The 25,803-nt window shown below is 67.9% G+C and carries 26 protein-coding genes; 17 read left to right on the forward strand and 9 right to left on the reverse strand.

The features are described 5' to 3' along the window. The first annotated feature begins 36 nt into the window (after positions 1-36). From AC5Y46_RS00175 to AC5Y46_RS00185, 3 genes are read left to right on the forward strand one after another with little or no spacing between them, the layout of a single operon-like run. On the forward strand, positions 37-2,400 hold the full coding sequence (locus AC5Y46_RS00175) for an MMPL family transporter (protein ID WP_499989747.1): 2,364 nt from the start codon (positions 37-39) through the stop codon (positions 2,398-2,400). Next, positions 2,393-3,094 carry a TetR/AcrR family transcriptional regulator gene (locus tag AC5Y46_RS00180; protein WP_499989748.1) on the forward strand — a complete coding sequence of 234 codons (702 nt, stop codon included), beginning with the start codon at positions 2,393-2,395 and terminating at the stop codon, positions 3,092-3,094. Before AC5Y46_RS00175 ends, AC5Y46_RS00180 begins: the two co-directional genes overlap by 8 nt. Next, positions 3,091-3,723: a class I SAM-dependent methyltransferase gene (locus AC5Y46_RS00185; protein WP_499989749.1), complete on the forward strand. Its 633-nt coding sequence runs from the start codon at positions 3,091-3,093 to the stop codon at positions 3,721-3,723. The genes AC5Y46_RS00180 and AC5Y46_RS00185 overlap by 4 nt, the downstream gene beginning before the upstream one ends. Here the strand turns inward: AC5Y46_RS00185 and AC5Y46_RS00190 are convergent. Beyond that, entirely contained in the window at positions 3,720-4,433 is a 714-nt protein-coding gene (locus tag AC5Y46_RS00190) for an NAD-dependent deacylase (RefSeq protein WP_499941330.1), read from the reverse strand. The genes AC5Y46_RS00185 and AC5Y46_RS00190 overlap by 4 nt on opposite strands. A gap of 37 nt (positions 4,434-4,470) precedes the next feature. On the opposite strand from AC5Y46_RS00190, the gene AC5Y46_RS00195 reads away from it, so the two are divergent. Then, on the forward strand, positions 4,471-4,836 hold the full coding sequence (locus AC5Y46_RS00195; RefSeq protein ID WP_499941329.1) for an Rv1152 family transcriptional regulator: 366 nt from the start codon (positions 4,471-4,473) through the stop codon (positions 4,834-4,836). Here the strand turns inward: AC5Y46_RS00195 and AC5Y46_RS00200 are convergent. Beyond that, complete coding sequence (locus AC5Y46_RS00200) at positions 4,833-5,657, reverse strand: class I SAM-dependent methyltransferase (protein ID WP_499989750.1); 825 nt, start codon at positions 5,655-5,657, stop codon at positions 4,833-4,835. The genes AC5Y46_RS00195 and AC5Y46_RS00200 overlap by 4 nt on opposite strands. Beyond that, on the reverse strand, positions 5,654-6,169 hold the full coding sequence (locus tag AC5Y46_RS00205; protein ID WP_499989751.1) for a DUF1697 domain-containing protein: 516 nt from the start codon (positions 6,167-6,169) through the stop codon (positions 5,654-5,656). The genes AC5Y46_RS00200 and AC5Y46_RS00205 overlap by 4 nt, the downstream gene beginning before the upstream one ends. 42 nt (positions 6,170-6,211) lie before the next feature. On the opposite strand from AC5Y46_RS00205, the gene AC5Y46_RS00210 reads away from it, so the two are divergent. From AC5Y46_RS00210 to AC5Y46_RS00225, 4 genes are all read left to right on the forward strand, one after another. Further along, complete coding sequence (locus tag AC5Y46_RS00210; protein ID WP_499989752.1) at positions 6,212-6,655, forward strand: PPOX class F420-dependent oxidoreductase; 444 nt, start codon at positions 6,212-6,214, stop codon at positions 6,653-6,655. Positions 6,656-6,664: 9 nt separating this feature from the next. Next, complete coding sequence (locus tag AC5Y46_RS00215; RefSeq protein WP_499989753.1) at positions 6,665-6,838, forward strand: DUF5302 domain-containing protein; 174 nt, start codon at positions 6,665-6,667, stop codon at positions 6,836-6,838. A gap of 78 nt (positions 6,839-6,916) precedes the next feature. After that, on the forward strand, positions 6,917-7,510 hold the full coding sequence (locus AC5Y46_RS00220; protein ID WP_499941320.1) for an HhH-GPD-type base excision DNA repair protein: 594 nt from the start codon (positions 6,917-6,919) through the stop codon (positions 7,508-7,510). Beyond that, positions 7,507-7,653, forward strand: a complete 147-nt coding sequence (locus AC5Y46_RS00225; RefSeq protein WP_003875447.1) for a hypothetical protein — start codon at positions 7,507-7,509, stop codon at positions 7,651-7,653. Before AC5Y46_RS00220 ends, AC5Y46_RS00225 begins: the two co-directional genes overlap by 4 nt. Before the next feature lie 94 nt (positions 7,654-7,747). Here AC5Y46_RS00225 and AC5Y46_RS00230 read toward each other — a convergent pair whose 3' ends face one another. Both AC5Y46_RS00230 and AC5Y46_RS00235 read right to left on the reverse strand, forming a co-directional pair. Continuing rightward, positions 7,748-8,815, reverse strand: coding sequence for an Rv1157c family protein (locus AC5Y46_RS00230; RefSeq protein WP_499989966.1), 1,068 nt, complete (start codon positions 8,813-8,815; stop codon positions 7,748-7,750). Positions 8,816-8,843: 28 nt separating this feature from the next. Further along, complete coding sequence (locus AC5Y46_RS00235; RefSeq protein WP_499989754.1) at positions 8,844-9,602, reverse strand: hypothetical protein; 759 nt, start codon at positions 9,600-9,602, stop codon at positions 8,844-8,846. Between the two features lie 156 nt (positions 9,603-9,758). Here AC5Y46_RS00235 and AC5Y46_RS00240 point away from each other — a divergent pair, with 156 nt between their 5' ends. Continuing rightward, positions 9,759-11,045 carry a mannosyltransferase gene (locus AC5Y46_RS00240; RefSeq protein WP_499989755.1) on the forward strand — a complete coding sequence of 429 codons (1,287 nt, stop codon included), beginning with the start codon at positions 9,759-9,761 and terminating at the stop codon, positions 11,043-11,045. A 130-nt stretch (positions 11,046-11,175) separates the two neighbouring features. Here AC5Y46_RS00240 and AC5Y46_RS00245 read toward each other — a convergent pair whose 3' ends face one another. Next, positions 11,176-11,460, reverse strand: coding sequence for a 4a-hydroxytetrahydrobiopterin dehydratase (locus AC5Y46_RS00245; protein ID WP_499941315.1), 285 nt, complete (start codon positions 11,458-11,460; stop codon positions 11,176-11,178). Positions 11,461-11,486: 26 nt separating this feature from the next. On the opposite strand from AC5Y46_RS00245, the gene AC5Y46_RS00250 reads away from it, so the two are divergent. From AC5Y46_RS00250 to AC5Y46_RS00270, 5 genes are all read left to right on the forward strand, one after another. After that, the gene (locus AC5Y46_RS00250; protein ID WP_499941313.1) at positions 11,487-11,888 is read left to right on the forward strand and encodes a (deoxy)nucleoside triphosphate pyrophosphohydrolase; all 402 of its coding nucleotides are present in this window, start codon (positions 11,487-11,489) and stop codon (positions 11,886-11,888) included. Between the two features lie 130 nt (positions 11,889-12,018). Next, positions 12,019-13,905 carry a translational GTPase TypA gene (gene typA, locus AC5Y46_RS00255; RefSeq protein WP_499941311.1) on the forward strand — a complete coding sequence of 629 codons (1,887 nt, stop codon included), beginning with the start codon at positions 12,019-12,021 and terminating at the stop codon, positions 13,903-13,905. 23 nt (positions 13,906-13,928) lie between these two features. Next, positions 13,929-15,818, forward strand: coding sequence for an ABC transporter family substrate-binding protein (locus AC5Y46_RS00260; protein WP_499989967.1), 1,890 nt, complete (start codon positions 13,929-13,931; stop codon positions 15,816-15,818). A 225-nt stretch (positions 15,819-16,043) separates the two neighbouring features. After that, positions 16,044-18,170 (forward strand): PE family protein, encoded by a 2,127-nt coding sequence (locus AC5Y46_RS00265; protein ID WP_499989756.1) that lies wholly within the window; start codon positions 16,044-16,046, stop codon positions 18,168-18,170. 157 nt (positions 18,171-18,327) lie between these two features. Beyond that, on the forward strand, positions 18,328-19,401 hold the full coding sequence (locus AC5Y46_RS00270; RefSeq protein ID WP_499989757.1) for a PE family protein: 1,074 nt from the start codon (positions 18,328-18,330) through the stop codon (positions 19,399-19,401). Here AC5Y46_RS00270 and AC5Y46_RS00275 read toward each other — a convergent pair. Then, positions 19,398-20,003 carry a TetR/AcrR family transcriptional regulator gene (locus AC5Y46_RS00275; RefSeq protein WP_499989758.1) on the reverse strand — a complete coding sequence of 202 codons (606 nt, stop codon included), beginning with the start codon at positions 20,001-20,003 and terminating at the stop codon, positions 19,398-19,400. The two genes, AC5Y46_RS00270 and AC5Y46_RS00275, sit on opposite strands and share 4 nt — an antisense overlap. A gap of 85 nt (positions 20,004-20,088) precedes the next feature. On the opposite strand from AC5Y46_RS00275, the gene mshB reads away from it, so the two are divergent. Together mshB and AC5Y46_RS00285 are read left to right on the forward strand one after the other, a co-directional pair. Beyond that, positions 20,089-21,000 carry an N-acetyl-1-D-myo-inositol-2-amino-2-deoxy-alpha-D-glucopyranoside deacetylase gene (gene mshB, locus AC5Y46_RS00280; RefSeq protein ID WP_499989759.1) on the forward strand — a complete coding sequence of 304 codons (912 nt, stop codon included), beginning with the start codon at positions 20,089-20,091 and terminating at the stop codon, positions 20,998-21,000. Positions 21,001-21,143: 143 nt separating this feature from the next. After that, positions 21,144-21,605, forward strand: coding sequence for a hypothetical protein (locus AC5Y46_RS00285; protein ID WP_499941302.1), 462 nt, complete (start codon positions 21,144-21,146; stop codon positions 21,603-21,605). Between the two features lie 7 nt (positions 21,606-21,612). On the opposite strand, the gene AC5Y46_RS00290 is transcribed toward AC5Y46_RS00285, so the two are convergent. After that, positions 21,613-22,470, reverse strand: a complete 858-nt coding sequence (locus AC5Y46_RS00290) for a PE family protein (protein ID WP_499989760.1) — start codon at positions 22,468-22,470, stop codon at positions 21,613-21,615. A gap of 217 nt (positions 22,471-22,687) precedes the next feature. On the opposite strand from AC5Y46_RS00290, the gene AC5Y46_RS00295 reads away from it, so the two are divergent. Further along, positions 22,688-25,315: a bifunctional FO biosynthesis protein CofGH gene (locus AC5Y46_RS00295; RefSeq protein WP_499941298.1), complete on the forward strand. Its 2,628-nt coding sequence runs from the start codon at positions 22,688-22,690 to the stop codon at positions 25,313-25,315. A gap of 62 nt (positions 25,316-25,377) precedes the next feature. On the opposite strand, the gene AC5Y46_RS00300 is transcribed toward AC5Y46_RS00295, so the two are convergent. After that, the gene (locus AC5Y46_RS00300; protein WP_499941422.1) at positions 25,378-25,707 is read right to left on the reverse strand and encodes a hemophore-related protein; all 330 of its coding nucleotides are present in this window, start codon (positions 25,705-25,707) and stop codon (positions 25,378-25,380) included. Positions 25,708-25,803: the final 96 nt, after the last annotated feature.

Below are 25,803 nucleotides of genomic sequence, written 5' to 3' on the forward strand. Positions count from 1 at the left end.
CGGGGCGGCTTGCGCTGCCAGCGGAGGGACACACACATGCTGCAGGGCATCGCTCGGCTGGCCATTGCGGCCCCCCGACGCATCATCGCCATCGCCGTCCTCGTCTTCATCGCCGCCGCGGTATTCGGTGTCCCGGTCGCCAACAGCCTGTCGCCCGGCGGTTTCCAGGACCCCAACTCCGAATCGGCGCGTGCCATCAGCGTGCTGACCGAGAAGTTCGGTCAAAGCGGCCAGCAAATGCTGATCCTGGTGACCGCGCCCGGCGGCGCCGAAAGCGATCAGGCCCGCCGGGCCGGCACCGACATCGTCGACCAACTCAAGCAGTCACCGCTGGTCTACAACGCCACCTCGCCGTGGACCACGCCGCCGGAAGCGGCCGCCGACTTGATCAGCAAGGACGGCAAGACCGGACTGATCGTCGTCAACCTCAAGGGCGGCGAGAACGACGCGCAGAAGAACGCCCAGACCCTGGCCGACGAGATCGTGCACGACCGCGACGGCGTCACCGTCCAGGCCGGTGGTTCGGCGATGGAATACGCCCAGATCAACAAACAGAACCAGGCCGATCTGCTGGTGATGGAGATGATCGCGATTCCGTTCAGCTTCCTGGTGCTGGTCTGGGTGTTCGGCGGGTTGCTGACCGCCGCGTTGCCGATGGCGCTGGGCGCGCTGGCCGTGGTGGGTTCGATGTCGGTGCTGCGACTGGTCACCTTCGCCACCGAAGTGTCGATCTTCGCGCTCAACCTCAGCACCGCGCTGGGCCTGGCGCTGGCCATCGACTACACGCTGCTGATCATCAGCCGCTACCGCGACGAATTGGCCGAGGGTGCCGACCGCGACGAGGCGCTGATCCGCACGATGGCCACCTCCGGACGCACGGTGATCTTCTCGGCCGTCACCGTCGCGCTGTCGATGGCGGCCACGGTGCTGTTCCCGATGTACTTCCTCAAGTCCTTCGCCTACGCCGGCGTTGCGACGGTGGCCTTCGTGGCGACCGCGTCCATCGTGGTGACCCCGGCCGCGATCGTGCTGATGGGTTCCCGAATCGACGCACTGGACGTGCGACGACTGCTCCGGCGGATCTTCCGGCGCCCCGAGCCGTCGCACAAGCCGATCGAGGAGTTGTTCTGGTACCGGTCCAGCAAGCTGGTGATGCGACGCTGGCTGCCGCTCGGCGGCGCCGTGGTTGCCTTGCTGCTGCTCCTGGGTCTGCCGTTCTTCTCGGTGAAGTGGGGTTTCCCTGACGACCGGGTGCTGCCGAAGTCGGCGTCGGCCCATCAGGTCGGTGATCAGTTGCGCACCAACTTCGCGCGGGACTCGGCGACCGCGGTACCGATCGTCGTCCCCGATGCCCGCGGCCTGAGCCCGGACGAGCTGGGCAGATACGCCGCGGAACTGTCCCAGGTGTCCGACGTGGCGGCGGTATCGGCGCCGACGGGCACCTTCGTGGCGGGCAAGGCCGCGGGTCCGCCCACCGGCGCGACCGGAATGGCCGACGGCAGCGCGTTTCTGACCGTGAGCAGCACCGCCCCGCTGTTCTCCCGCGCGTCCGACACGCAACTCGACCGGCTGCATCAGGTCGCGGGTCCGGGTGGGCGCGTCGTTGAGATGGGTGGTGTCGCGCAGGTCAACCGGGACAGTGTCGACGCCGTGACCGATCGGGTTCCGCTGGTGCTGGGGCTGATGGCCGTGGTCACCTTCGTGCTGCTGTTCCTGCTCACCGGCAGCGTGGTGTTGCCGGTGAAAGCACTGGTGTTGAACGTGCTGTCGTTGACCGCGGCGTTCGGCGCGCTGGTCTGGATCTTCCAGGACGGGCACTTCGGCGCGCTCGGCACGACGCCGAGCGGCACTCTGGTTGCCAACATGCCCGTGCTGCTGTTCTGTATCGCGTTCGGGCTGTCGATGGACTACGAGGTGTTCCTGGTCTCCCGGATCCGCGAGTACTGGCTGGCTTCCGGGGCGGCGCGTCCGGCCCGGCCCACCGCGGCCGAGGCGCACGCCGCCAACGACGAGAGCGTGGCGCGCGGAGTAGCACGTACCGGCCGGGTGATCACCGCGGCCGCGTTGGTCATGTCGATGTCGTTCGCCGCGCTGATCGCCGCGCACGTGTCGTTCATGCGGATGTTCGGATTGGGCCTGACGTTGGCTGTGATCGCCGACGCCACCCTGGTGCGGATGGTTCTGGTGCCGGCGTTCATGCACGTGATGGGCCGCTGGAACTGGTGGGCGCCCAAGCCGCTGGTGTGGCTGCACGAGCGGTTCGGGATCAGCGAGGGCGGCGCCGTCGATCCGCCCGGCGTGGTCCCGGGAAACGAGGCTGCCGCCGACGCCGACCCGGCCAAGGCGTCGGCCCGCAACAACGGGCACGAGATCCACGCTTCGGTGACGCGTAATGGTTGACGTGTCAGTGGGCGGCCTGCGCCGTCAGCGTGCCCCCCGCGGCCGGGGTGACCGGTTGCGGCACGAGATCGTCGATGCGGCAACGGCGTTGCTGCTCGAGACCGGTCAGGTCCGGGCCATCTCGATCCGATCGGTGGCCGAACGCGTGGGGGTCACCTCGCCGTCGATCTACCTGCATTTCAAGGACAAGGACGCGCTGCTGGACGCAATGTGCGTGCGCTATCTGGACAGACTGGACGAGGAGATGGCGCGCGCCGTCGTCGGGCAGACCTGCACCGTGGACGTCCTGCGGGCGCAGGGTCTGGCCTATGTGCGGTTCGCCGTGCAGACCCCGGAGTTGTACCGGTTGGCCACCATGTGCGAAACCCGGTCGGGCAGCAACTTCGATATCGCGGTCAAGAGCGCGGCGTTCACAAATATGCGCGCCTCGGTCCAGACGCTGATGGAAGAGGGCCTTTACCGGACCGACGATCCGACCATGGTGGCCCTGGAACTGTGGACCGCAGCGCACGGAGTGGCGGCCATTCTGATTGCCAAATCGCATCTGCCGTTCGGTGACGTCGAGGCGTTCGCCGACCGGGCACTCGGCGCGGTGCTGTGCGGCCATCTGGTGGCCGGGATCGTCGGCGCGGAAGCGACCTCGCAGCGGCTGCTGGACTGGGTCATGCAGCATCGCCCACCGGCGGGGTCATGACCACCGGCAAGGTCCAGAACCCGTTCTTCGCCCGGATCTGGCCCGTCGTCGCCGCTCACGAGGCCGAATCGGTGCGCGCGTTGCGCCGGGAGAACCTGGCCGGGCTGACGGGGCGGGTACTGGAAATCGGTGCGGGCACCGGGACCAACTTCGCCTTCTATCCCGACACCGTCACCCAGGTCGTCGCCGTCGAGCCCGAGCCGCAACTGGTGTCCAAAGCGCGCGACGCGGCCGCCGCGGCGCCGATTCCGGTGGTCGTGACGGCCGAGATGGCCGAGGACCTCGGCGAGGGCGAGACATTCGACGCGGTGGTGTGCTCGCTGGTGTTGTGCTCGGTGCACGACCAGGCCGGCGTGCTGCGACGGCTGCATTCGCTGCTGCGGCCCGGCGGAGAGCTGCGTTTCCTGGAGCACATCGCCAGCGCCGGGGCTCGCGGTCGGTTGCAGCGGGTGGCCGACGCCACGATCTGGCCGAGGCTGTTCGGCAACTGCCACACCCATCGCGACACCGAACGCGCGATCGTCGACGCCGGGTTCGTGGTGGAGACGTCCCGGCGGGAGTGGACGTTGCCGGCGTGGGCGCCGCTACCGGTGTCCGAGCTGGCGGTCGGCCGGGCGCGTCGCGTCTAGCTCAGCAAGCTCGGCAGCTTGTCCAACAAGCCCGGCAGCGCCACGCTGGCCGAGTCGCGGACACACAGCGTGGCGTGCGGGGACAGCGGGGTCGGCTCGGGATTGACCTCGATGACCGGCGTGCCGCGCGCCAGCGCCAGCTCCGGCAGCCCGGCCGCCGGATAGACGATCGACGAGGTACCGACCACGACCACCACGTCGGCATTCTCGGTCGCCTCGACCGCGCACTGCCACGGCTGCTGCGGCAGCGCCTCCCCGAACCACACGATGTCCGGCCGAATCAGGCCACCGCACCGGCAGATTGGCGGCTCCACTTCGATGGCGGCCTCGGTCATCACCGGTAGTGGCTCGCGATAGGACGAACCGCAACGCGCGCAACGGAACTCGAACAGGCTGCCGTGCAGGTGGTGCACCGGAGCGCTGCCGGCGCGCTCATGGAGATCGTCGACGTTCTGGGTGATGACGGTCACGTCGGCCCGGTTCTGCCAGTCGGCGATCGCGCGGTGGCCGTCGTTGGGCTGGACGTCGCCCACCAGGTAATGACGCCACAAGTACCAGCCCCAGACGCGCTCGGGGTTACGCTCCCAGCCCTGCACGCTGGACAACTCGTACGGGTCGAAGTGGGCCCACAACCCGTTCTTGTCGTCGCGAAACGTCGGTACTCCGCTCTCGGCGGAGATCCCCGCGCCGCTCAGCACCGCCACTCGCATCCCACAAACATAGCCGCGCTTGGGCAATACTGGATGCGTGGAGTTGCGCGATTTGCTGAGGGTGGACGTCAAAGCAGGCAAGCCGTTGTTCGACCAGCTCAGGACCCAGGTGATCGACGGAGTGCGGGCCGGGTCGCTGCCGCCGGGCACCCGACTGCCGACCGTGCGTGACCTGGCCGGTCAACTCGGTGTGGCGGCCAACACCGTCGCCCGTGCCTACCGTGAGCTCGAGTCCGCGGCGATCGTCGAAACACGGGGCCGCTTCGGCACTTTCATCTCCCGCTTCGATCCGACAGACGCCGCGATGGCGGCCGCGGCCAAGGAGTACGTCGAGGTGGCCCACGCTCTGGGGCTCACCAAGAACGACGCGATGCGTTACCTCACCAACGTCGCGGAGGATTAGAACTCCAGCAGCGTCAGGTTCGGTCGTAGCGGGTCGAGGAGTTTGACCCGATAGACCGTCGACATCACGGCATTGAGCAACGCGCCCCGCCCCGGTGTCAGCCTGACGTCGCGGACGGCACGAACGCCCGGCACCGTGTTCACCAGATCGGCCGCCTGCGAAACGGACAGACTGAACGGCATGGTCGGCACCTTGTAGCGCAGCGTCGTCCGCATGCCGACCTTGCTCCACAGGCTGAACCAGCGTGGCGGGGTGTCGAAAAGCAGCCGGCCGCCGGGAAAACGCTTGGCGCACTCGGCGATCAACTCCAGCGACTGCTCGGGCTGTAGGTACATCAGCAGCCCTTCGGCGGTGATGAACACCCCGTCGCCCGGGTCGACGTCGTCCATCCAGCTGTAGTCCAGTGCCGACTGCGCCCGCACCGAAACCCGCGACGACGATGGCAGCAACCGTTCCCGGACCTCGATGATCGGGGGCAAATCCACTGTCAGCCAACGGAATTTGCCCTCCGGCAGGGCGGCTTCCAAGCGCCAGAAGCTGGTCTGCAAGCCTTCGGCCAACGCCACCACGGTCGCGGCAGGGTGGGTGCTCAGATAGTCCTGTGTCGCCAGGTCGAACGTCCGGGCGCGCAGCGCGATGTCCTGGCCGGTGCGGCCGAACTTGGCGAAGTCGAAGTCGATCGAGTCCACCAAAGTCACCGCCATCGGATCCTCGAGGATCGCGTCCGGCCGCCGCGCTTCGGCGGCTCTGGCGTTCAACGTCAGCAGCGCGGTCTCCGAGACGCCTTTGAGGACGACCTTGCGTGGTTTGGGGGTATTCACTTGATCACCTTGCCCAACGTGCGCAGATTGCGGGTGGTGGTCGACGACTTGTAGCGCTTCTTGCCCATCGTCGCGCCGATGGTGCTGTCCAGGGTGCTGCCCTTGGGCACCTGCCAGTAGATGACGCCCTCGCCGCGACCGATCTGCTCCTCGGGACCGGCACTCAATTCGGTCAACTCATCGAGCACCTGCGGGTCGGTGACGAAGGTGACGTAGGACTGGTAGCCGTCGCGCTCGCGTTCGAACGGATACCCCTGGTCGATGGCGCGCACCGTGTCGATGTCGTAGGCCAGCACCCACGCGTCGTATCCGAACCGGTCGCGCAACGCGGCCTCCGCTTTCTTCCGTACCGTCGCGACCTTGGCCGACGATTCCAGCAGCACATTGCCGCTGGCCAGGATGGTGCGGACATTCTCGAAGCCCGCGGCGGTCAATGCCTCCGCGACCTCGGCCATCTTGAGGTTGACGCCACCGACGTTGACGCCGCGCAGGAATGCCGCGTACTTGGTCATCACTCAATTTCACCAGGGCGGTAGGAGACGTAGGCTTTCGGCATGGGACGCCAAGTCTTCGACGACAAGCTGCTGGCCGTGATCAGTTGCAACTCGATCGGGGTGCTGGCCACCATCAAGCGCGACGGGCGGCCCCAGTTGTCCAACGTGCAGTACCACTTCGATCCACGGCAGCTGGTGCTGCAGGTCTCGGTCACCGAGCCGCGGGCCAAGACCCGAAACCTGCGTCGTGACCCGCGGGCCTCGCTGCTGGTCGACGCCGACGACGGCTGGTCCTACGCCGTCGCCGAAGGTGTCGCGGAGCTGACGCCGCCGGCCGCCGCGGCCGACGACGACACCGTCGAGGCGCTGATTGCGTTGTACCGCAACATCGCCGGCGAACATCCCGACTGGGACGAATACCGCGAAGCCATGGTCACCGATCGGCGGGTGCTGCTGACGATGCCGATCTCGCACGTGTACGGGCTGCCGCCCGGCAAGCGTTAGGCTGCCGGTATGGCTGAATCGGAACCCCCAGAGGACGACACCAAGCGCAAGTTCCGCGAAGCCCTGGAGCGCAAGCAGACGAAGTCGTCGGGCGGGTCCGACCACAAGGACGGCGGCGGCAAGCAGTCGCGGGCGCACGGGGTGGCCGGTAACCGTCGGGAATTTCGCCGCAAGAGCGGATAGTTGTTGGCGGGCAACCGAATTCAGTGATGAAACTGATGCTGCGACGTCGCCGCGATGCGGCAGTTCTAGACTGAGGCCGTGCCGAAGCTGCAGCTCGTCCAAGATCCGGCCGCCGACGGCCTGCTGGACTCCAACCCGTTCGCGTTGCTGGTAGGCATGCTGCTCGATCAGCAGGTCCCGATGGAGACCGCATTCGCCGGACCCAAGAAGATCGCGGACCGGATGGGTGGCTGCGACGCGGCCGAGATCGCCGAGTATGACCCGGACAAGTTCGCCGCGCTCTGTTCGGAAAAGCCGGCGATTCACCGATTCCCGGGGTCGATGGCCAAGCGGATCCAGGCGCTCGCGCAGATCATTGTGGACCGCTATGGCGGGGACGCGACTGCCCTGTGGACTGCCGGCGACCCCGATGGCAAAGAATTGCTCAAGCGGCTCAAGGGGCTGCCCGGCTTCGGCGAGCAGAAGGCTCAGATCTTCCTGGCGCTACTGGGCAAGCAATACGGTGTCACGCCGGCGGGCTGGCAGTCCGCGGCCGGAGAGTTCGGCAAACCCGGCAGCTACGTCTCCGTGGCCGACATCGTCGATGCCGAATCGCTCGGCCGGGTGCGGTCGTACAAGAAGCAGATGAAGGCCTCTGCTTCGGGGAAAGCAAAAGGAAAGGCGGCCAAGTGAAGACGCACATTACGTGTCCGTGTGGTGAAGCCATCGTCGGCAAGGACGAGGACGAGCTCGTCGAGCTCACCCAGGCGCACCTTGCCAGCGTGCACCCCGGTCTGGAGTACGACCGCGACGCGATCCTGTTCATGGCTTACTAGTCAGGCGCTTTGCCGGTCGCGAGCGTGAGCAGTTGTACGGTGCCACGCCGGTGCGCCCGGTATTTGTGCGCGCTTGCCACCGAGTGGATGGCAGCTACGGCACCACCGTCGTGCCGATGGTCGGCATGAACTGGCACTGGCGGTCTTTGGTCGTGACCTGACCGAAGATCGTGGACATGATGCTGCCCGAACCGGTGTCGACGATTGCGGTCAGCGTGGTCGGCCCTTCGGCGTTGATGTCGGTGCGTGGCTTCAGCGTGGCGCTGCCCGACTTGCCGGTGGTCAGGTTGATCCAGGTGACGTTCAACGGCAGCCGCTGCACCTCGGCAGGCCCGGGAGTGCCGACCGCGGTGAACACGTAGGCGGTCTGGCCGGGAGCGGGTCCCGGCGTCGGAATGGCGGCCGGACCGGCCACCGACAACGCCGTTGCCAGCGCATTGTTGCCCTCGCCCAGGCAGTTGGTGCCGATCGAGGGGTACATGAAGTCTTGGGTGGGCGGGGCGTCGGGGCCGAACCCCGGGGCCGCGGCCGCGGGCGCTGGGGCCGGAGACGGCGCTGGTGCCGCGACGGCCGCAGGTGCCGCGACGGGTGCCGCGACGGGTGAGGGTGCGGCCACCGGCGCGGGAGCGGCCGGAGCCGGGGGCGCGCTAGGGGCCGCGGCAGGCGGCGGAACCGCCGGCCCGGGCAGCGGCGGGGACACCGGGCGCGGATTCACCGGCACGCCGACGGGCGGCGGGCCCGCCGCGTACACGGGGTCCACACCCGTCGGCAGGTGTTGCGGCACGCCGGGCACGACACCCGGCGCCGGCACGTGCGCCACCGGGCCGGCTTCGGGCGCCGGTGGTTCGGCGACGAACTGGTGCACCGACGACGCGACGTTCTTGGCCTCGGCGGGTGCCGAGGGGTTGTGGGTGAACGCCTGCGCGGCCGCCATCAGCAGCTGCGTCGCCTGCCCCGGATCGCTGGCTGCCTGCTGGATGATCGGACTCAACTGGGTCAACGCCGGCAGCCCCGGTAACTGGACAGGGTCGGTCGACGGCGTCGCCGGGTCGGCTGCCGCGCTCGGACTGAGCACGAACGCGGCAGCCGATGTGACGACGACTGCGGCCAAACCTCTGGACAGACTCCAAGTGCTTGCCACGGTGTTTCTCCTGTTTATCAGTGGTAGGTCAGTCGTCGGAAGACAGGACTCAGGGCAGCGCCGCGAGCAGTGTCTGCGGCCCGGTCGCCGCCGGCGCACCAGGCGTGGCGCCCGAGAGCCCCGGAATCGCCGAGGTCAGCCCGGGCAGTGCGGCCTGTGCCAGTCCCGGCAGCGACGACGCCAACCCAGGCAGCGGCGAGGCAGGTGCCGCCGGGGCCGCCGGAGCGGACAGGCCCGGGAACGGGGTGTTGACCCCGGGGATGGACGGCACGCTCGCCGGCGCGGCGGCCGCCGGAGCCGTCGGAGCCGCGAGGGCCGGCAGCGGCGTGTTCACCCCGGGGATGGACGGAACGCTGGCCGGGGCGGGCGCGACGGGAGCCGCCGGTGCGGTGATCCCGGGGATCGGCGTGTTGACGCCGGGAATCGCCGGGACCGTCCCGGGCGAGGTCGCCGCCGGGACCGTCCCTGGCGAGGTCGCCGCCGGGGCGGTCGCGGGTGCGGTGGCTCCCGGAACCACGGCGGGAAGGTTCAACCCACCCGGAGCCGCGGGCGCCGGGTCGGGCGCGCGCAGCACACCCTGCGGGGCCGGCGAAGTCGCCTGCGTCAACGGCGGGGTGGCACCCAGTGCGGTCGCCAGGTTCTGCAGGATCTGCGGCGCGTTGGCCGCCGAGGCGATGAGCTGCTGCGGGATGTTGGGTTGCGGCGGAGCCGGCGCGGGGTCGGCGTGGGCGATACCGCCCGTCAGTAGCGCGGCGGACGAGCCGACGAGTACGGCGGCGGCCCGGACGTAAGTCCAAATGGTTGGCATGACTCTCCCTGGTTGTCTTCAACTGGCTCTAGCAAGGCCCCCCAAGGACCTGCGGACGAAGCTATCGCGGTACAGAAGTGACTCAAGTGACACGTGTGGCATTTACGGGATCGTTATCGATACGAGCGACAGCGGTGACCGACCACCAGGGATTCGTTGCGTGGTCGTTATCGACCCGGCGCGCTGACTAAAGTCGGTCGGATAGACACCACATCGGCCGCCCCGGCGGCAACCACCGGCCGGCGACGCCCGCTTTCGCTGGCGATGGTGGCACCGCTGCTTCTGATCCTCAGCGTCGCCGCCAGGTTCGGCTGGACCTACATGTCGCCGCACGGCGCAAACTTCGTCGACCTGCACGTCTACGTGGGCGGGGCCGCCGCCCTGAACCACCCCGGCACGCTGTACAGCTACGTCTACGCCGACCAGACTCCGGACTTCCCGCTGCCGTTCACCTATCCGCCCTTTGCTGCGGTGCTGCTCTATCCCCTGCACGCGGTGCCGTTCGGGCTGCTTGCCCTGCTGTGGCACGTCGCGATCGTGGCGGCACTGTACGGGGTGGTGCGGATCAGTCAGCTGTTGATCGGCAGTGGTTCGGACCGGCGGGTGGCGCTGTTGTGGACGGCGATCGCCATCTGGATCGAACCGCTGCGCAGCAACTTCGACTACGGACAGATCAATGTGTTCCTGGTGCTGGCGGTGCTGGCGGCGGTCCACACCAGCCGGTGGTGGCTTTCGGGTTTGCTGGTCGGTCTCGCCGCCGGGGTCAAGCTGACCCCAGCGATTGCCGGGCTGTACCTGCTGGGCGCGCGCCGCTGGGCGGCGGCGCTGTTCTCGATGGCGGTCTTCCTCGCCACGGTCGGAGTGTCGTTGCTGGTTGTCGGTGAGCAGGCGAGGTACTACTTCACCGATCTACTCGGCGACGCGCACCGCATCGGTCCGATCGCGACGTCGTTCAACCAGTCCTGGCGCGGCGCGATCTCACGCATTCTCGGCCACGATGCCGGCTACGGGCCACCGGTGCTGGCCGCGATCGCGGTGACGGCGGTCGTTGCCGTCCTGGCATGGCGGGCGCTGGAGCCCACCGATCAGCTGGGCCGGTTGCTGGTGGTCGAGCTGTTCGGGCTGCTCTTGTCGCCGATCTCCTGGACCCATCACTGGGTGTGGCTGGTTCCGCTGATGATCTGGATGCTGCATGGGCCGCTGCGCGAGCGGCTGGGAGCCAAGATCCTGGGGTGGGGCTGGCTGGTGCTCACCGTCGTCGGCGTGCCCTGGTTGCTGAGCTTCGCGCAGCCGACCATCTGGGTGATCAGCAGGCCGTGGTACCTGGCCTGGGCGGGGACGGTCTACGTGGTGGCCGCGGTGGCGACGCTGGGTTGGATCGCCCGCGCTGCGCCGAACGTCACGCTAGCGCGACGGCCGACGCCCAACGTCACGCCAGCGTGACGGGCGGGCCCTGAAGCCGGAGCGTCACGCCAGCGCGACGGCCGACGCCCAACGTCACGCCAGCGTGACGGGCGGGCCCTGAAACCGGAGCGTCACGCCAGCGTGACGGGCGGGCCCAGAAGCCGGAGCGTCAACTGCCGACGATCCCGTCGATGGCGCGCGCCATGTCGATGTCGTTCTGAGTGATGCCGTTCTCGGAATGTGTCACCAACGCGAAAGTCACTGTCGTCCAACGGATGTCGATATCCGGATGATGATTCTTGGATTCGGCGTGCTCGCCCACCCGGCGCACCGCGTCGATCCCGTCGAGAAACGCCGGAAACTTGACCGCCCGGCGTATCGTGCCGTCGACCCGCTCCCAGCCGTCCAGGTCGGGCAGTGCAGCGTCTACTTGCTCGTCCGATAACACAGCCATAGCAGCTAGGTATACCCTCACTGCCCATGCCGAACCAGGTCGTCGTCGCCGGCGCCATCGTCGCCGGGTCGGCCCTTCTGGTGGCGCAACGGGAACGACCTCCTGAGCTCGCCGGCCTGTGGGAACTGCCCGGCGGCAAGGTCACCGACGGAGAATCCGAACCCGCCGCGCTGGCCCGTGAACTGGCCGAGGAACTCGGAGTCGACGTCGCGGTCGGGGAGCGGCTGGGCGAGGACGTCACGCTGAACTCGTCGACGGTCTTACGGGCCTATCGCGTGCACCTGCTGCGCGGTGACCCACAGCCGCATGATCACCGGGCGCTGCGCTGGGTGACGACGGCCGAACTGCCCGAGGTCGACTGGGTGCCCGCTGATCGCGCCTGGTTGCCCGACCTGATCCGTGCCCTGTCCTGCGGTCCAACACGTTGATTCTGCGCTGAGGTCGCAACTTACTCGCACTTTCGCGCCCTAGGCGCAGAGTCAACAGCGAAAGACGCAGAGTCGACAGCGGATCACGCCCAGTTCGCTATCCGGCGGCCCCACTGCCACAATCACCGACGTGCCATTCCGCAATGTCGCCATCGTCGCCCACGTCGACCACGGCAAAACCACCCTGGTCGACGCGATGCTGCGGCAGTCCGGCGCGCTGCACGAGCGCGGTGAAGTGCAGGAACGCGTCCTGGACAGCGGTGATCTGGAGAAGGAAAAGGGCATCACCATCCTGGCCAAGAACACCGCCGTGCACCGTCACCACCCGGACGGGACCGTCACAGTAATAAATGTCATAGACACTCCCGGCCACGCCGACTTCGGCGGCGAGGTGGAGCGCGGCCTGTCCATGGTGGACGGGGTGCTGCTGCTGGTCGACGCATCCGAAGGCCCGCTACCGCAGACCCGGTTCGTGCTGCGCAAGGCACTCGCCGCGCATCTGCCGGTGATCCTGGTGGTCAACAAGACCGACCGGCCCGACGCGCGCATCGCCGAAGTCGTCGAGGCCAGCCACGACCTGTTGCTCGACGTCGCCACCGACCTGGACGACGAGGCCGCCGCGGCCGCCGAGCACGCGCTGGGCCTGCCGACGTTGTACGCGTCCGGACGCGCCGGCATCGTCAGCACCGCGCAGCCGCCCGACGGCCAGGTCCCGGACGGCACCAACCTGGATCCGCTGTTCGAGGTGCTCGAGGAACACGTCCCGCCGCCCAAAGGCGACCCCGAGGCGCCGCTGCAGGCGTTGGTCACCAACCTGGACGCCTCGGCGTTCCTGGGCCGGCTCGCTCTGGTCCGCATCTACAACGGCAGGTTGCGCAAGGGCCAGCAGGTGGCGTGGATGCGCGAGGTGGACGGGCTGCCGGTCATCACCAGCGCCAAGATCACCGAATTGCTGGCCACCGAAGGCGTCGAACGCAGCGCGACGAACGAAGCGACAGCTGGAGATATCGTCGCCATCGCCGGCATTCCCGAAATCATGATCGGTGACACGCTGGCCGACCCCGACCACGCCCACGCCCTGCCGCGCATCACCGTCGACGAGCCGGCCATCTCGGTCACCATCGGCACCAACACCTCGCCGCTGGCCGGCAAGGTATCCGGTCACAAACTGACCGCGCGCATGGTCCGCAACCGGCTGGACGCCGAACTCGTCGGCAACGTCTCGATCCGGGTCGTCGACATCGGCCGGCCCGACGCCTGGGAGGTGCAGGGCCGCGGCGAGCTGGCGCTGGCGGTGCTGGTGGAGCAGATGCGCCGGGAAGGCTTCGAACTCACCGTCGGCAAGCCGCAGGTGGTCACCCGCACCATCGACGGCAAGCTGCACGAACCGTTCGAGGCGATGACGATCGACTGTCCCGAGGAATTCGTCGGTGCCATCACCCAGTTGATGGCCGGTCGCAAGGGACGCATGGAAGAAATGAAGAACCATGCCGCGGGCTGGGTCCGGATGGACTTCATCGTCCCCAGCCGCGGGCTGATCGGCTTCCGCACCGATTTCCTCACCCTCACCCGCGGCACTGGCATCGCCAACGCCGTGTTCGACGGTTACCGGCCGTGGGCCGGCGAGATCCGGGCCCGCCACACCGGTTCACTCGTGTCCGACCGCACCGGCAGCATCACCCCGTTCGCGATGCTGCAGCTCGCCGACCGCGGCCAGTTCTTCGTCGAGCCCGGGCAGGACACCTACGAGGGCATGGTCGTCGGGATCAACCCTCGCGCTGAGGATCTCGACGTCAACGTGACCCGCGAGAAGAAGCTGACCAACATGCGCTCCTCGACCGCCGACGTGATGGAGACGCTGGCCCGGCCGCTCGAACTGGACCTGGAACAGGCCATGGAGTTCTGCGCGGCCGACGAATGCGTCGAGGTGACCCCGGAGATCGTGCGGGTCCGCAAAGTCGAGCTCGACGCGACCTCGAGAGCACGCAGCCGGTCGCGGGCAAAGGCTCGGGGCTAGGCCGCGTGCGGCTCGATACCCTGATGGGCGTGCTGCACCGAGCCCGCCACGTCCTGGTAGCGGTCGGTGTGCTGGTCGCAGCCATCGGCCTGGTGTTGTCGGGTTGCACGGTGAGCCCGCCGCCGGCGCCGCAGAGCACCGACACCCCGCACAACGTGCCCCCACCCCCGCAGCACCCCACCCAGATCATCATGGGCATCGACTCGATCGGCGCCGGCTTCAACCCACACCTGCTCTCCGACCTGTCTCCGGTGAATGCCGCGATCAGCGCGCTGGTGCTGCCGAGCGCGTTCCGGCCGGTACCCGACCCGAATTCGTCGACGGGTTCGCGCTGGGAGATGGATCCGACTCTGCTGATCTCGGCTGAGGTGACCAGTGAAAATCCATTCACGGTCACCTACAAGATCCGCCCGGAAGCGCAGTGGACCGACAACGCGCCGATCGCCGCCGACGACTTCTGGTACCTGTGGCGGCAGATGGTCAGCCAGCCCGGCGTGGTGGACCCGGCCGGCTATGACCTGATCACCTCGGTCCAGTCACTCGAGGGTGGCAAGCAGGCCGTGGTGACCTTCACCCAGCCGTATCCGGCATGGCGGGAGTTGTTCAACAACCTGCTGCCCGCGCACATCGTCAAGGATGTGCCGGGCGGGTTCACGTCGGGGCTGGCCCGTGCGCTACCGGTCACCGGTGGTCAGTTCCGCGTGGAGAACATCGATCCCCAGCGCGACGAGATCCTGATCGCCCGCAACGACCGCTATTGGGGCCAGCCCGCCAAGCCGGCGCTGATCCAGTTCCGCCGCGCCGGGGCGCCGGCCGCGTTGGCGGATTCGGTGCGTAACGGCGACACCCAGGTGGCTCAGGTGCACGGCGGTTCGGCCGCGTTCGCGCAGTTGTCGGCGATTCCCGACGTGCGGACCGCCCGGATCGTGACGCCGCGCGTCATGCAGCTGACACTGCGGGCCAACGAGGCCAAGCTGGCCGATTCCCAAGTGCGCAAAGCGATCCTGGGGTTGATCGACGTCGACCTGCTGGCCGCGGTGGGTGCCGGCAGCGACAACACGGTCACCTTGGACCAGGCCCAGATCCGGTCGCCGAGCGACCCGGGCTATGTGCCGACCGCTCCGCCGGCGATGAGCACCACCGCGGCACTGGGCCTGTTGGAGGCTTCCGGGTTCCAGATCGAAAGCACCACGTCGGTGTCCCCGGCGCCGCCGGGACCCAATACCACCACCACGGCGAGCGCCGGACCTCCGGAAGTCATCCGGGGCCGGATCAGTAAGGACGGCAAGCAACTGTCGCTGGTCATCGGGGTGGCGGCCAACGACCCGACCGCGGTGGCCGTCGCCAACACCGCCGCCGACCAGCTCCGCAATGTCGGGATCGCCGCCACCGTGCTGGCGCTGGACCCGGTGGCGCTGTACCGCGACGCGTTGAACAACCACCAAGTCGACGCGCTGGTGGGCTGGCATCAGGCCGGTGGGAACCTGGCCACGTCGCTGGCGTCCCGCTTCGGCTGCCCAGCGTTGCAGGCCACGCAAATCTCGCCGCCGGTTACGCCGACCAGCAGTCCGGCCGGCTCGACCGCGGCGAGCTCGTCGATCGGACCCGACACCACCACTTCCAGCCGCCCGCCGGACCCCGGGGCGCTGGTGAAAGCGCCGTCCAATCTCACCGGAATCTGCGATCGCAGCATCGAATCGAACATCGAGGCCGCACTCAACGGAACCAAGAACATCAACGACGTGATCACCGCGGTGGAACCGCGACTGTGGAACATGTCGACAGTGCTGCCGATCCTGCAGGACACCACGATCGTCGCGGCGGGACCCAGCGTGCAGAACGTCAGCCTCACCGGCGTGGTACCGGTCGGGATCGTCGGTGACGCCGGGCAGTGGGTCAAGACCGGCCCGTAATCCAAAACGGCCCTTCACCAGGCGTGACGCCGACGTAGGCGCGGGCTGGCGGGCGCCCGGGCCGACGTCCGCGGCGGCCAATTGTGCTCGTGACAAATTGTTATCGAAATTATGGTTTGGAATCGGCGCCGGTGGTCAACACCCGCGATACGTTCGACCAGGTGCTGTCGGGGGCTACCTGGCGAACAGGGGTAAGCCAGCAATTTTGCTAGGTGAGGGGTCACCATGTCGTTTGTCTTTGTCGAGCCACAAATAATGGCTTCGTTCGCCGCGCAACTCGAAGGCATCGGTTCGGCGCTCAGCGCCGCCAATGCGGCGGTGGCGGGGTCGACGACCGCTCTGGTGTCCGCGGCGCAGGACGAGGTATCGGTCGCGATCGCCGCGCTCTTCTCCCAGAACGGTCTTGGATATCAGCAGCTCAGCGGTCAGGTGGCCGCGTCCTACGGGCAGTTCGTCCAGACAGTGGCGGCGGGCGCGAACGCGTATGTGGCGGCCGAGACGGGTGCGGTGCAGACCCTCTCGGGCCTGCTGGCCGCACCGGCCGCCCCGCTGGACGTCTTCGCCCAGGCGCATGCCGCATTCACGGCCAACCTGGTCAATGCCGAGGTTTCGTTCAACCGGGCGCTGGTGGGCGCCGAGCTCAGTCTGCAGCAGTTGATCTTCGGCACCGACACCGCACTGAACGGTGCGATCAACGCGGGTCTGACCTCCTTCAACTCCGTTATAGGCGCGGGCCAGCAGGCGTTGAATCTGGTGGTGGGCGCCCAGATTCCGGCCGACTTCAACGCGAGTCTGGCGGTCAACGGCACCGGAAACGTCGGCTTCGGTGGCCTCTCCGGTGCCTTCAGCGGCGGCCTGAATGCCCTTGGCGCCCAACTCAATGCCGCGCTGTCGGGCAACTTCAGCTTGACCCCCGAGCTCGCTGGACTGGTGCAGGCGGGTAACTCGGTGATCGCGCAGGTCAATGCCGGGATCGCGCAAGTGAATGCCGGTCTGGCCAACCTGTCCGCGCTGGCCCAGACCGGCGGGTCGCTGAGCAGCAACATCAATGCAGGTCTGGATGCCTTGGCGCAGACCGGCGGCTCGCTGGCTGCCCAGCTGAACTCGGCCATCTCCGGAAGCTTCGCCGGCGGCCTGCCCGACTTCGCCGCGCTGGCGGGCAACTTCGGAGTCAACCTGCCGGCCCTGACGGCCAACATCAGCGGCAGCCTGTCCAACCTGAATGCTCAGCTGAATGCCGCCCTGTCCGGGGCGCTGTCCGGCAATTTCCTCGGCGGCCTGCCCGCCCTGGACTTCGGTCTGGTGCTGCCCGCGCTGCCGGGCGGATTCCCGCTGAACCTGGAAGGCCTGGCGGCCAGTTTCAACGCCGCACTCGCCGGCCTGGGCAGCGGTTTCGCGCTGAACCTGCCCGCGTTGGCGGCCAACCTCACCGGCGGCCTCGGCCCGCTGAGCGCGCAGCTCAATGCGGCGCTGACCGGAGCCTTCAGCGGAGACACCGCCGCACTCGCGGCGCTGGTGAACACCGTGGCGGGCCTTCCCACGGCTGGTCTGGCGGGGTTGAACCAACTTCAAGGCAGCGTATTGGGTTCGCTGGTCGCCAACGAGATCGCTTTCAGCCAGGCCCTGGTGATCAACGAGCAGGCACTGGTCACCGCTCTGCTCGGACCCGCGGCGCTGCTCGGTCCGGCCGGCTATCTGCTCAACGCCGGCAACCTGCTGCTGGGCACCGGCGCGCAACTGGTCAACGGTGTCGTGGGTGCCCCGGCGGTCAACCTGACCGCCGACCTGCTGGTCAGCCCCACGCTGGCGCTCGGCGGCGGCTTCCCGCCGGTCGGTGGGTTGACAGGTGTTGTGCAGCAGCTGCTTTCGCTGAACACAGCCCTGGGTGGTGTGCCGGGACTCGATGTCGCGCTGCTGACGCAGCTCGGGCTGACCCCCGCGAACTTGGATGCTCTGGTCAACGCCCAGCTGGCCTTCAACACCAACCTGGTTGCCAACGAACAGCTCTTGCAGCTGGGCATCTTCGGCACCGGCGGGGCGCTCAACGGAGCGGTCAACAACGCTCTCAACGGCCTCAACCTGCTGCTGGTCGGTACACCGCAGGCGGCGATCAATGCCCTGCTCGGAATTCCCGCCGGGGATTTGACCGGAACCTTGCTGGTCAGCGCTCCGACCGATGTGTTCGGTGGGTTCACCGCCGGCGGCCTGCTGGGCGCCACGGTGCAGAAGTTCCTGTTCGACGCCTCCCTGATCAGTTCCGTGCTGACGCCCTTCCAAACCGCGTTCAACGGGCTCTTCGATGTCAGCGTCGACGCGGGCGTGGACGTCGAGGTCGATCAGCCCCTCCCCTGACCGGGTATCCACGAAACGAATCCAGATCGGTTTGTCTAGTTCATTTTGGAGAAAGACGCCATCTGGCGCCGCCTGCGTCGCTAGCATCACTGATCGTTGACACAGCTACACGACCGGCCGGGGAGGGCCGTGCGTGGCACGGGTGGGGAGGTCCGCGATGTCCTATTTGACGACGGTGCCGGAGTTCGTGGCGGCGGCAGCCACGGATCTGGCGGGCATCAATTCCGCGATCGGCACCGCGAGCAGTTCGATAGCGGAAGCGACGACGGCGGTGTTGCCGGCCGGCGCCGACGAGATATCGGCGGCCATCGCATCGTTGTTCGGCGCGCACGGTCAGGCTTTCCAGCAACTCAGCGCGCATGCTTCGCAGTTCCATGAGCAATTCGTGCAAGCCCTGCGTGGCGGCGCCAACGCCTACGCCGCCGCCGAGGCTGCGAACGTCGCCCCGTTGCAGGCGGCCGCCGCGGGCCCGCTCCAGATGGTGGAGCAGTCCCAGCTCGCTTTCAACTCGAACCTGGTAGCCAACGAGCTGGCGTTCAACCAGGCGCTGGTGTCCAATGAGATCGCTTTCGAGCGGGCGTTTTTCGGCACCGACAGCGCCCTCAACGGGGTCATCAACCGCAGCTTCAATGTCGGCAACCTGTTGGTGGGCACCGGCGAGCAGGCGGTCAACTTGTTCTTCGGCGCGCCGACACCGGCGAACTTCACTTCCAGCCTGTTGCTCGGTTCCGGAGCTCAACCCTTCAACGGCGGTCAGGTCGGCGGCCTCGCCGGTGCCTTCTACCAGGGCTTGACCGTCCCGGCCAATGTGTTAGGTCTGGTGCCAAGCGCCGGAACCACCGGTGTCCCGGCGATCCCGTTCGCGCAATTGGAGCAGATGCAGATCGGTTTCAACTCCAACCTGGTCGCCAATCAAATGACCTTCAACCAGGCGCTGGTCGCCAACGAAATCGCCTTTGAGCGGGCGTTTTTCGGCACCGACAGCGCGCTCAACGGGGTTCTCAACCGCGGCTTCAACGTAGGCAACCTGCTGGTGGGTACCGGGGAGCAGGCCGTGGACCTGTTCTTCGGCGCGCCGGTACCGTCCAATTTCACCTCGAGCTTGCTGCAAGGCACCGGGGCTCAATCCTTCAACGGCGGCCAGATCGGCGGCGTGGTCGGGGCTTTCGATCAGGGCCTGGCGGCCGGCGCCAACCTGATCGGTCTGTTCACCGAACCGTTCGCTACTTAATCAGCCTGCGGCACCGGAGGTTTCGGCGGTATCACGGTGTCGACGATCAGTACCAGATCGCGCCGGGTCGGCGGTGCGGCGGTCAGCATGAAGTGCTGGTAGATCAACGCCGGTCCCACTCGCGCGCTGAGCGGCGTCTGCGTCGCGGGATCGAGTTCGCCGTCGGCGACCGCGGTTTGCAGGATCGACTCCACGATCTTCATCCGCGGCGCCACCACGGCGTCGGTGAAGATCGTGCGCAGCTCGGGCTCGTGTATCAGTTGGCTGATGATCTCCAGGCCGGGAAAGTCGGTCTTGCCGGCCAACACGTCGCGATGCGCGGTGAACACCGTCAGCAGATTCTCCCGCGCTGATCGGCCCGGCCGTGGCTCGGGCAGCGGCGGCAGGGTGTGAATCAGGGCGGCCTGCACCAGGTCGTGCTTGCTGGTCCAGCGCCGGTACAGCGCTGCCTTCCCGGTGTGGGCGCGCGCGGCGATGCCCTCCATCGTCAGCCGTCCGTACCCGACCGCGGCCAGTTCGGCCACCGTCGCCGCGTACAGCGCACGTTCGAGCACTTCGCCGCGCCGGCGACTCCGGCCGATGGGTCGGGTCAGCTGCGCCATCCGACGATAGTAGGCGTCGGCGTTCCTATCGGTCACCGAAGGTGGATTTTCCGATCGCGGCCCGGCCGCCGGGTAGTGTGCGTCCATGTCCAAGCCGCGGCTGCTGTTCGTGCATGCGCATCCCGACGACGAAAGCTTGAGCAACGGCGCCACCATCGCGCACTACACCGCGCGCGGCGCGCAGGTCCATGTCGTCACCTGCACCCTCGGCGAGGAAGGCGAGATAATCGGCGACCGCTGGGCTCAGCTCGCCGCCGATCGGGCCGACCAACTCGGCGGCTACCGCATCGGCGAACTCCGTCGGGCTCTGGCCGCGTTGGGCATCGACGAACCGATCTATCTCGGCGGCGCCGGGCACTGGCGCGATTCCGGCATGGCCGGCACCGAGCCGCGCACCGGGTCCGCTTCCGTCTCCCGCTTCGTTGACGCCGACGAGCACGAGGCGGTCGGCGCGCTGGTGGCGCTGATGCGCGAGCTACGCCCGCACGTCGTCGTCACCTACGACCCTGACGGCGGGTACGGACATCCCGACCATGTGCGAGCCCACGCGGTCTGCACGGCCGCGGTGGCCGCAGCCGGCGACCAGGACTATCCGAGCGCGGGGGAGCCGTGGCCGGCGCCGAAGTTCTACTGGACCGTCCTGGGCCGTGACGCCGTGGCCGCGGAGATACGCGGCCTGGTCCCGGACGATCTGCGCCCCGACTGGGTGCTGCCGCCGGCGGACATCCCGTTCGGTTACCCAGACGACGCCATCACGGCCGTCATCGAGGCCGACGCCGACGCGCGGGCCGCCAAGACCGCGGCGCTGGCTGCGCACGCCACTCAGGTGGTCGTCGGCCCTACCGGAAGGGCCTGCGCGCTGTCCAACAATCTGGCCCTGCCCATCCTGGCGAACGAGCACTATGTCCTCGTCGCCGGCGAGGCGGGCGACCGCGACGAACGGGGCTGGGAAACCGATCTGCTTGCCGGTCTGGGATTCGACGGCGCGGGCACGTAGGCTTCGAAAAGGAGCCTCTACAGCCTCGACAGGCTCCATGACACGACCGAGACAGGACCGAGACAGGACTAGGAAGGCATTCACATGGACCCCGACCTGGACCCTAACCTGCAACACTGGCAGGACCGCCTCGACAGCTTCCAGTGGATACTGGGATCGATCGTCTCCCAGCTCGACAGCGTCCCGACCTGACCGACACCAAACCACGCGCCGCCTCGGTCGAAGAGAGCGGCGCGACGGATCCAGCTATCAGATTTGTTGTATTGGCGTTGCTGGCCGTCGACGGTGTGTTGTCCGCCCTCATCGGTGCGCTGCTGCTGCCCTCCTATATCGGCTCGATTCCGTTCCCGGTGAGCGCGCTGCTCAGCGGACTGCTCAACGCCGCCCTGGTGTGGGCCGCCGGACGATGGACCACGTCGCCGCGATTCGCCGCGCTGCCGCTGTGGACCTGGTTGCTGACGGTGGCGGTGCTGAGTTTGGGAGGTCCGGGCGGTGACGTCGTCCTGGGCGGTGCGGGCTTGATGGCCTACGGGGCGCTGCTGCTCATCGTGCTCGGGGTGGCGCCGCCGGCATGGGTGTTGTGGCGCCGGCACCGGCAGGGCTGAGAAAGGCTCAGAGCCGCGGCGGGAACGGCGGCAGCGGCGGAAAGAAGCTGAAGAACCAGTCAATTTCGGTGTTGATGAACTGGCTGATCGACGCCGAGGTGGCAGACCAGAAGTTGTTCAAACCCTGCGCGAAACTGACTGTCCCGCTTAAAAAGTCGAGTGTGTTGAACAGGCCGCTCTGCACCATCGGTTCGAACAGGTAGTAGAAGAAGTTGATCTGCGGCCCCAGGATGCCGACCCACGGCAACCAGCCGGCTAGATAGGCGGCCAGGTTGAAGCCGTATTCGACATACGGCTCGAAAGCGATGTAGGCGTTCTCGATCGCGGTCGCCCACGACACCGGGAGGATCGCTGCCGGTGCCGCCGCGGCCGGGCCCAACAGGCCGCTGGTGGCCGCGAGGCCGCTGATCCCGCCGGTCGGTGCAAGCTTCAGTGCCCCGAACAGATTGCCGATGCCCGGACTCTGGATACCGGACAAAGCGCTACGCACCTCACCGGCCAGGCCGGCAGCCGAGGTCGGGATGGCCGATTTGCCGACCAGTTGTTCGGCCGGCGCGTTGACCGCGCTCATCAGGGTCCGCGCCGCACTGGACTCGGCGTTGGTGTAGGCGTTGGCGCTCGCTCCCAGGGCCTGCACGACCTTTTCGTGGAACGCCGACACCTCGGAACTGAGCTGCTGGTAACCGCGGGCGTGACTGGAGAACAGCGCGGCGACCTGGGCGGACACCTGGTCGGCGGCCGCGGCGACAACGCTAGTGGTGGGCGCAGCGGCTGCCGCGTTGGCCGAACTGATCTCCGTGCCGATGCCGGCGATATTGGACGCCGCAGCCTTCAGCGCCTCCGGCGCTGCATGCAAGAACGACATCTCACTCACCCTTACGTGATACCAGCGGCCACCGTCGCGGCTACTTCCGCGCGGCGGCCAGATACAGATCGTATCGCGGTAATCGGCCACCATTGTCCCACTCGGCCGAGAATCCGCCGAATCGCGCGTCCCGGTCAGTCGCGAGCGCTGGCCGGCCTGCCGCTACTGTTGCGCGTATGGCGCCAGGGATGCCCAGGTTTCCCGCAGAACAGGACGTATGGGTGACGTGGATGAAACGGCCGCGCGGGGAAGTTACACCAACGTGCCCTTGACGCCGCAACCGCCGGAGCCCACGGCTCTGCCCAACCCCGCCGTACCGCCCAAAGCCAGCCCCTCGGCGTTGCGCCGCGTGTTGCGGCGGGCCCGGGACGGCGTCGCGCTGAACCTCGACGAAGCGGCGGTCGCGATGACCGCGCGTGGCGACGATCTCGCCGACCTGTGCGCCAGCGCGGCCCGGGTGCGCGATGCCGGTCTGCGGTCGGCCGGACGGCTCGGCCCGAGTGGCCGGCTGCCGATCAGCTACTCGCGCAAGGTGTTCATCCCGGTCACCCACCTGTGCCGGGACAACTGCCACTACTGCACGTTCGTCGCCGTCCCGGGCCGGCTGCGCGCCCAGGGCATGAGCCTCTACATGGAGCCCGACGAGATCGTCGACGTGGCCCGCCGCGGGGCCGAACTCGGCTGCAAGGAAGCGTTGTTCACCCTCGGCGACCGTCCCGAAGACCGCTGGGCCGAGGCGGGCCAGTGGCTCGAGGAACGCGGCTACGACTCCACGTTGTCCTACGTGCGAGCGATGGCCATCCGGGTGTTGGAGGAGACCGGCCTGTTGCCGCACCTGAACCCGGGCGTGATGACGTGGTCGGAGATGTCGAGGCTCAAGCCGGTGGCGCCGTCGATGGGCATGATGCTGGAGACGACGTCGCGACGGCTGTTCGAGACCAAAGGCCTTGCGCACTACGGCAGCCCGGACAAAGACCCCGCGGTACGGCTACGCGCCCTGACCGACGCCGGCCGGCTGTCGATCCCGTTTACCACCGGTCTGCTGGTGGGTATTGGCGAGACGCTGGCCGAGCGGGCGGACACGTTGCACGCGATTCGCAAGTCGCACAAAGAGTTCGGTCACGTCCAAGAGGTGATCGTGCAGAACTTCCGGGCCAAGGAACGCACCGCGATGGCCGCCGTGCCCGACGCCGGCATCGACGACTACCTGGCCACCGTGGCGGTGGCGCGCTTGGTGCTGGGTCCGGGTATGCGCATCCAGGCGCCGCCGAACCTGGTGTCGCGCGAGGAATGCCTGGCCTTGGTGGCCGCCGGTGTCGACGACTGGGGTGGGGTTTCGCCGCTGACTCCCGATCACGTCAACCCCGAACGTCCCTGGCCCGCACTGGATGACCTGGCCGCCGTCACCGCTCAGGCCGGCTACGACCTGGTGCAGCGGCTGACCGCGCAGCCCAAATTTGTGCAGGCCGGAGCGGCGTGGATCGATCCGCGGGTGCGGGGACATGTTGCGGCACTTGCCGACCCGGTGACCGGCTTCGCGCGCGACGTCAACCCGGTGGGCATGCCGTGGCAGGAGCCCGACGAGGTGGCCTCCTCGGGCCGGGTGGACCTGGGCGCCGCGATCGACTCCGAGGGCCGCAACACCGAGGCCCGCAGCGACCTCGAAAGTGCTTTCGGCGACTGGGAATCCATCCGGTCGCGGGTGCATGAGCTCGCGGCTCAGGGCGCCACAGCGCCAGAGCGCCTAGACACCGACGTGCTCGCCGCGTTGCGCGCGGCGGAACGGGATCCGGGCGGCTGCACCGACGACGAGTATCTGGCCTTGGCCACCGCCGAGGGTCCGGCGCTGGAAGCCGTTGCCGCGCTGGCTGATTCGTTGCGCCGCGAGGTGGTGGGCGACGACGTGACGTTCGTGGTCAACCGCAACATCAATTTCACCAACATCTGCTACACCGGATGCCGGTTCTGTGCCTTCGCGCAACGCAAGGGCGACGCCGACGCGTACTCGCTGTCGGCGCAGGAGGTGGCCGACCGCGCGTGGGAGGCCCACGTCGCCGGGGCCACCGAGATCTGCATGCAGGGCGGCATCGACCCCGAATTGCCGGTGACCGGTTACGCGGACCTGGTGCGGGCGGTCAAGGCCCGGGTGCCCTCGATGCACGTGCACGCGTTCTCGCCGATGGAGATCGCCAACGGAGTCACCAAGAGCGGGCTGAGCATCCGGGACTGGCTGACCAGTCTGCGCGAGGCCGGTCTGGACACCATCCCGGGCACGGCCGCGGAAATCCTGGACGACGAGGTCCGCTGGGTGCTCACCAAAGGCAAGTTGCCGACGTCGCTGTGGGTCGAGATCGTCACCACCGCGCACGAGGTGGGCCTACGGTCGTCGTCGACGATGATGTACGGCCACGTCGACAACCCCAGGCACTGGATCGGGCACCTCAACGTGCTGCGGGGCATTCAGGACCGCACCGGCGGCTTCACCGAGTTCGTGCCGTTGCCGTTCGTGCACCAGAACTCGCCGCTGTACCTGGCCGGCGCGGCGCGCCCCGGACCGACCCACCGGGACAACCGCGCGGTGCACGCCCTGGCGCGGATCATGCTGCACGGCCGCATCTCCCACATCCAGACCAGTTGGGTGAAGCTCGGCGTCGAACGCACCCAGGCGATGCTCAACGGCGGCGCCAACGACCTGGGCGGCACGCTGATGGAGGAAACCATCTCGCGGATGGCCGGCTCAGAGCACGGGTCGGCGAAGACCGTTGCTGAGCTGGTCGCTATCGCCGAGGGCATCGGACGGCCCGCGCGTCAGCGGACCACCACCTACGCATCACTGGCGGCATAAACGCCGCAAGCGCAACGCACCCGATCCCGGAGGATCACGGCGTTGCGCTTGCGGGTCAGGACTCAGTAGTTGTTACAGGAAACTGCAACGGACTCGACGAGCCCCACATACTGCGCGGCGCCCGGCATGGCCTGCAACTGCGCCGCCATCTGCCGGCGCTTTGCCGGCGGTGAGGCGATGAAGGAGTTCAGCCAACCGGTCGCCACCGGCGAGGCGGTGAGCTGCGCGGCTGCCGCCGGGTCCTGCGCGTTGAGCGCGGCCATGACCTGCCCGTAGTTGCAGGTCGAGTTAACGGCCGCATCCAGCGGGTCGGCGGAGGCGACACCGGTCCCCAAGCCCAGCGACACTGCCAAGCCCCCAGCCACCACGGCTACTTTGGTAAACGACAACATTTTGGACACCTTCCCCAACTTATTGCACCGTCGACAAGACGGCGACGACATCTGCCCAGCGGTTGCCGTCTGCGTTAAAGGCTACCAGGCTCCCTG

This window comes from Mycobacterium sp. NGS59 (assembly GCF_059812345.1).

Bases quoted from the DNA above. Each gene is read 5' to 3' on its own strand.
- AC5Y46_RS00175 (WP_499989747.1), top strand. From the start codon at position 37: ATGCTGCAGGGCATCGCTCGGCTGGCCATTGCGGCCCCCCGACGCATC.
- AC5Y46_RS00180 (WP_499989748.1), top strand. From the start codon at position 2,393: ATGGTTGACGTGTCAGTGGGCGGCCTGCGCCGTCAGCGTGCCCCCCGC.
- AC5Y46_RS00185 (WP_499989749.1), top strand. From the start codon at position 3,091: ATGACCACCGGCAAGGTCCAGAACCCGTTCTTCGCCCGGATCTGGCCC.
- AC5Y46_RS00190 (WP_499941330.1), bottom strand. From the start codon at position 4,433: ATGCGAGTGGCGGTGCTGAGCGGCGCGGGGATCTCCGCCGAGAGCGGA.
- AC5Y46_RS00205 (WP_499989751.1), bottom strand. From the start codon at position 6,169: ATGACCAAGTACGCGGCATTCCTGCGCGGCGTCAACGTCGGTGGCGTC.
- AC5Y46_RS00210 (WP_499989752.1), top strand. From the start codon at position 6,212: ATGGGACGCCAAGTCTTCGACGACAAGCTGCTGGCCGTGATCAGTTGC.
- AC5Y46_RS00215 (WP_499989753.1), top strand. From the start codon at position 6,665: ATGGCTGAATCGGAACCCCCAGAGGACGACACCAAGCGCAAGTTCCGC.
- AC5Y46_RS00235 (WP_499989754.1), bottom strand. From the start codon at position 9,602: ATGCCAACCATTTGGACTTACGTCCGGGCCGCCGCCGTACTCGTCGGC.
- AC5Y46_RS00245 (WP_499941315.1), bottom strand. From the start codon at position 11,460: ATGGCTGTGTTATCGGACGAGCAAGTAGACGCTGCACTGCCCGACCTG.
- AC5Y46_RS00250 (WP_499941313.1), top strand. From the start codon at position 11,487: ATGCCGAACCAGGTCGTCGTCGCCGGCGCCATCGTCGCCGGGTCGGCC.
- AC5Y46_RS00260 (WP_499989967.1), top strand. From the start codon at position 13,929: ATGGGCGTGCTGCACCGAGCCCGCCACGTCCTGGTAGCGGTCGGTGTG.
- AC5Y46_RS00265 (WP_499989756.1), top strand. From the start codon at position 16,044: ATGTCGTTTGTCTTTGTCGAGCCACAAATAATGGCTTCGTTCGCCGCG.
- AC5Y46_RS00270 (WP_499989757.1), top strand. From the start codon at position 18,328: ATGTCCTATTTGACGACGGTGCCGGAGTTCGTGGCGGCGGCAGCCACG.
- AC5Y46_RS00275 (WP_499989758.1), bottom strand. From the start codon at position 20,003: ATGGCGCAGCTGACCCGACCCATCGGCCGGAGTCGCCGGCGCGGCGAA.
- mshB (WP_499989759.1), top strand. From the start codon at position 20,089: ATGTCCAAGCCGCGGCTGCTGTTCGTGCATGCGCATCCCGACGACGAA.
- AC5Y46_RS00290 (WP_499989760.1), bottom strand. From the start codon at position 22,470: ATGTCGTTCTTGCATGCAGCGCCGGAGGCGCTGAAGGCTGCGGCGTCC.
- AC5Y46_RS00295 (WP_499941298.1), top strand. From the start codon at position 22,688: ATGGGTGACGTGGATGAAACGGCCGCGCGGGGAAGTTACACCAACGTG.
- AC5Y46_RS00300 (WP_499941422.1), bottom strand. From the start codon at position 25,707: ATGTTGTCGTTTACCAAAGTAGCCGTGGTGGCTGGGGGCTTGGCAGTG.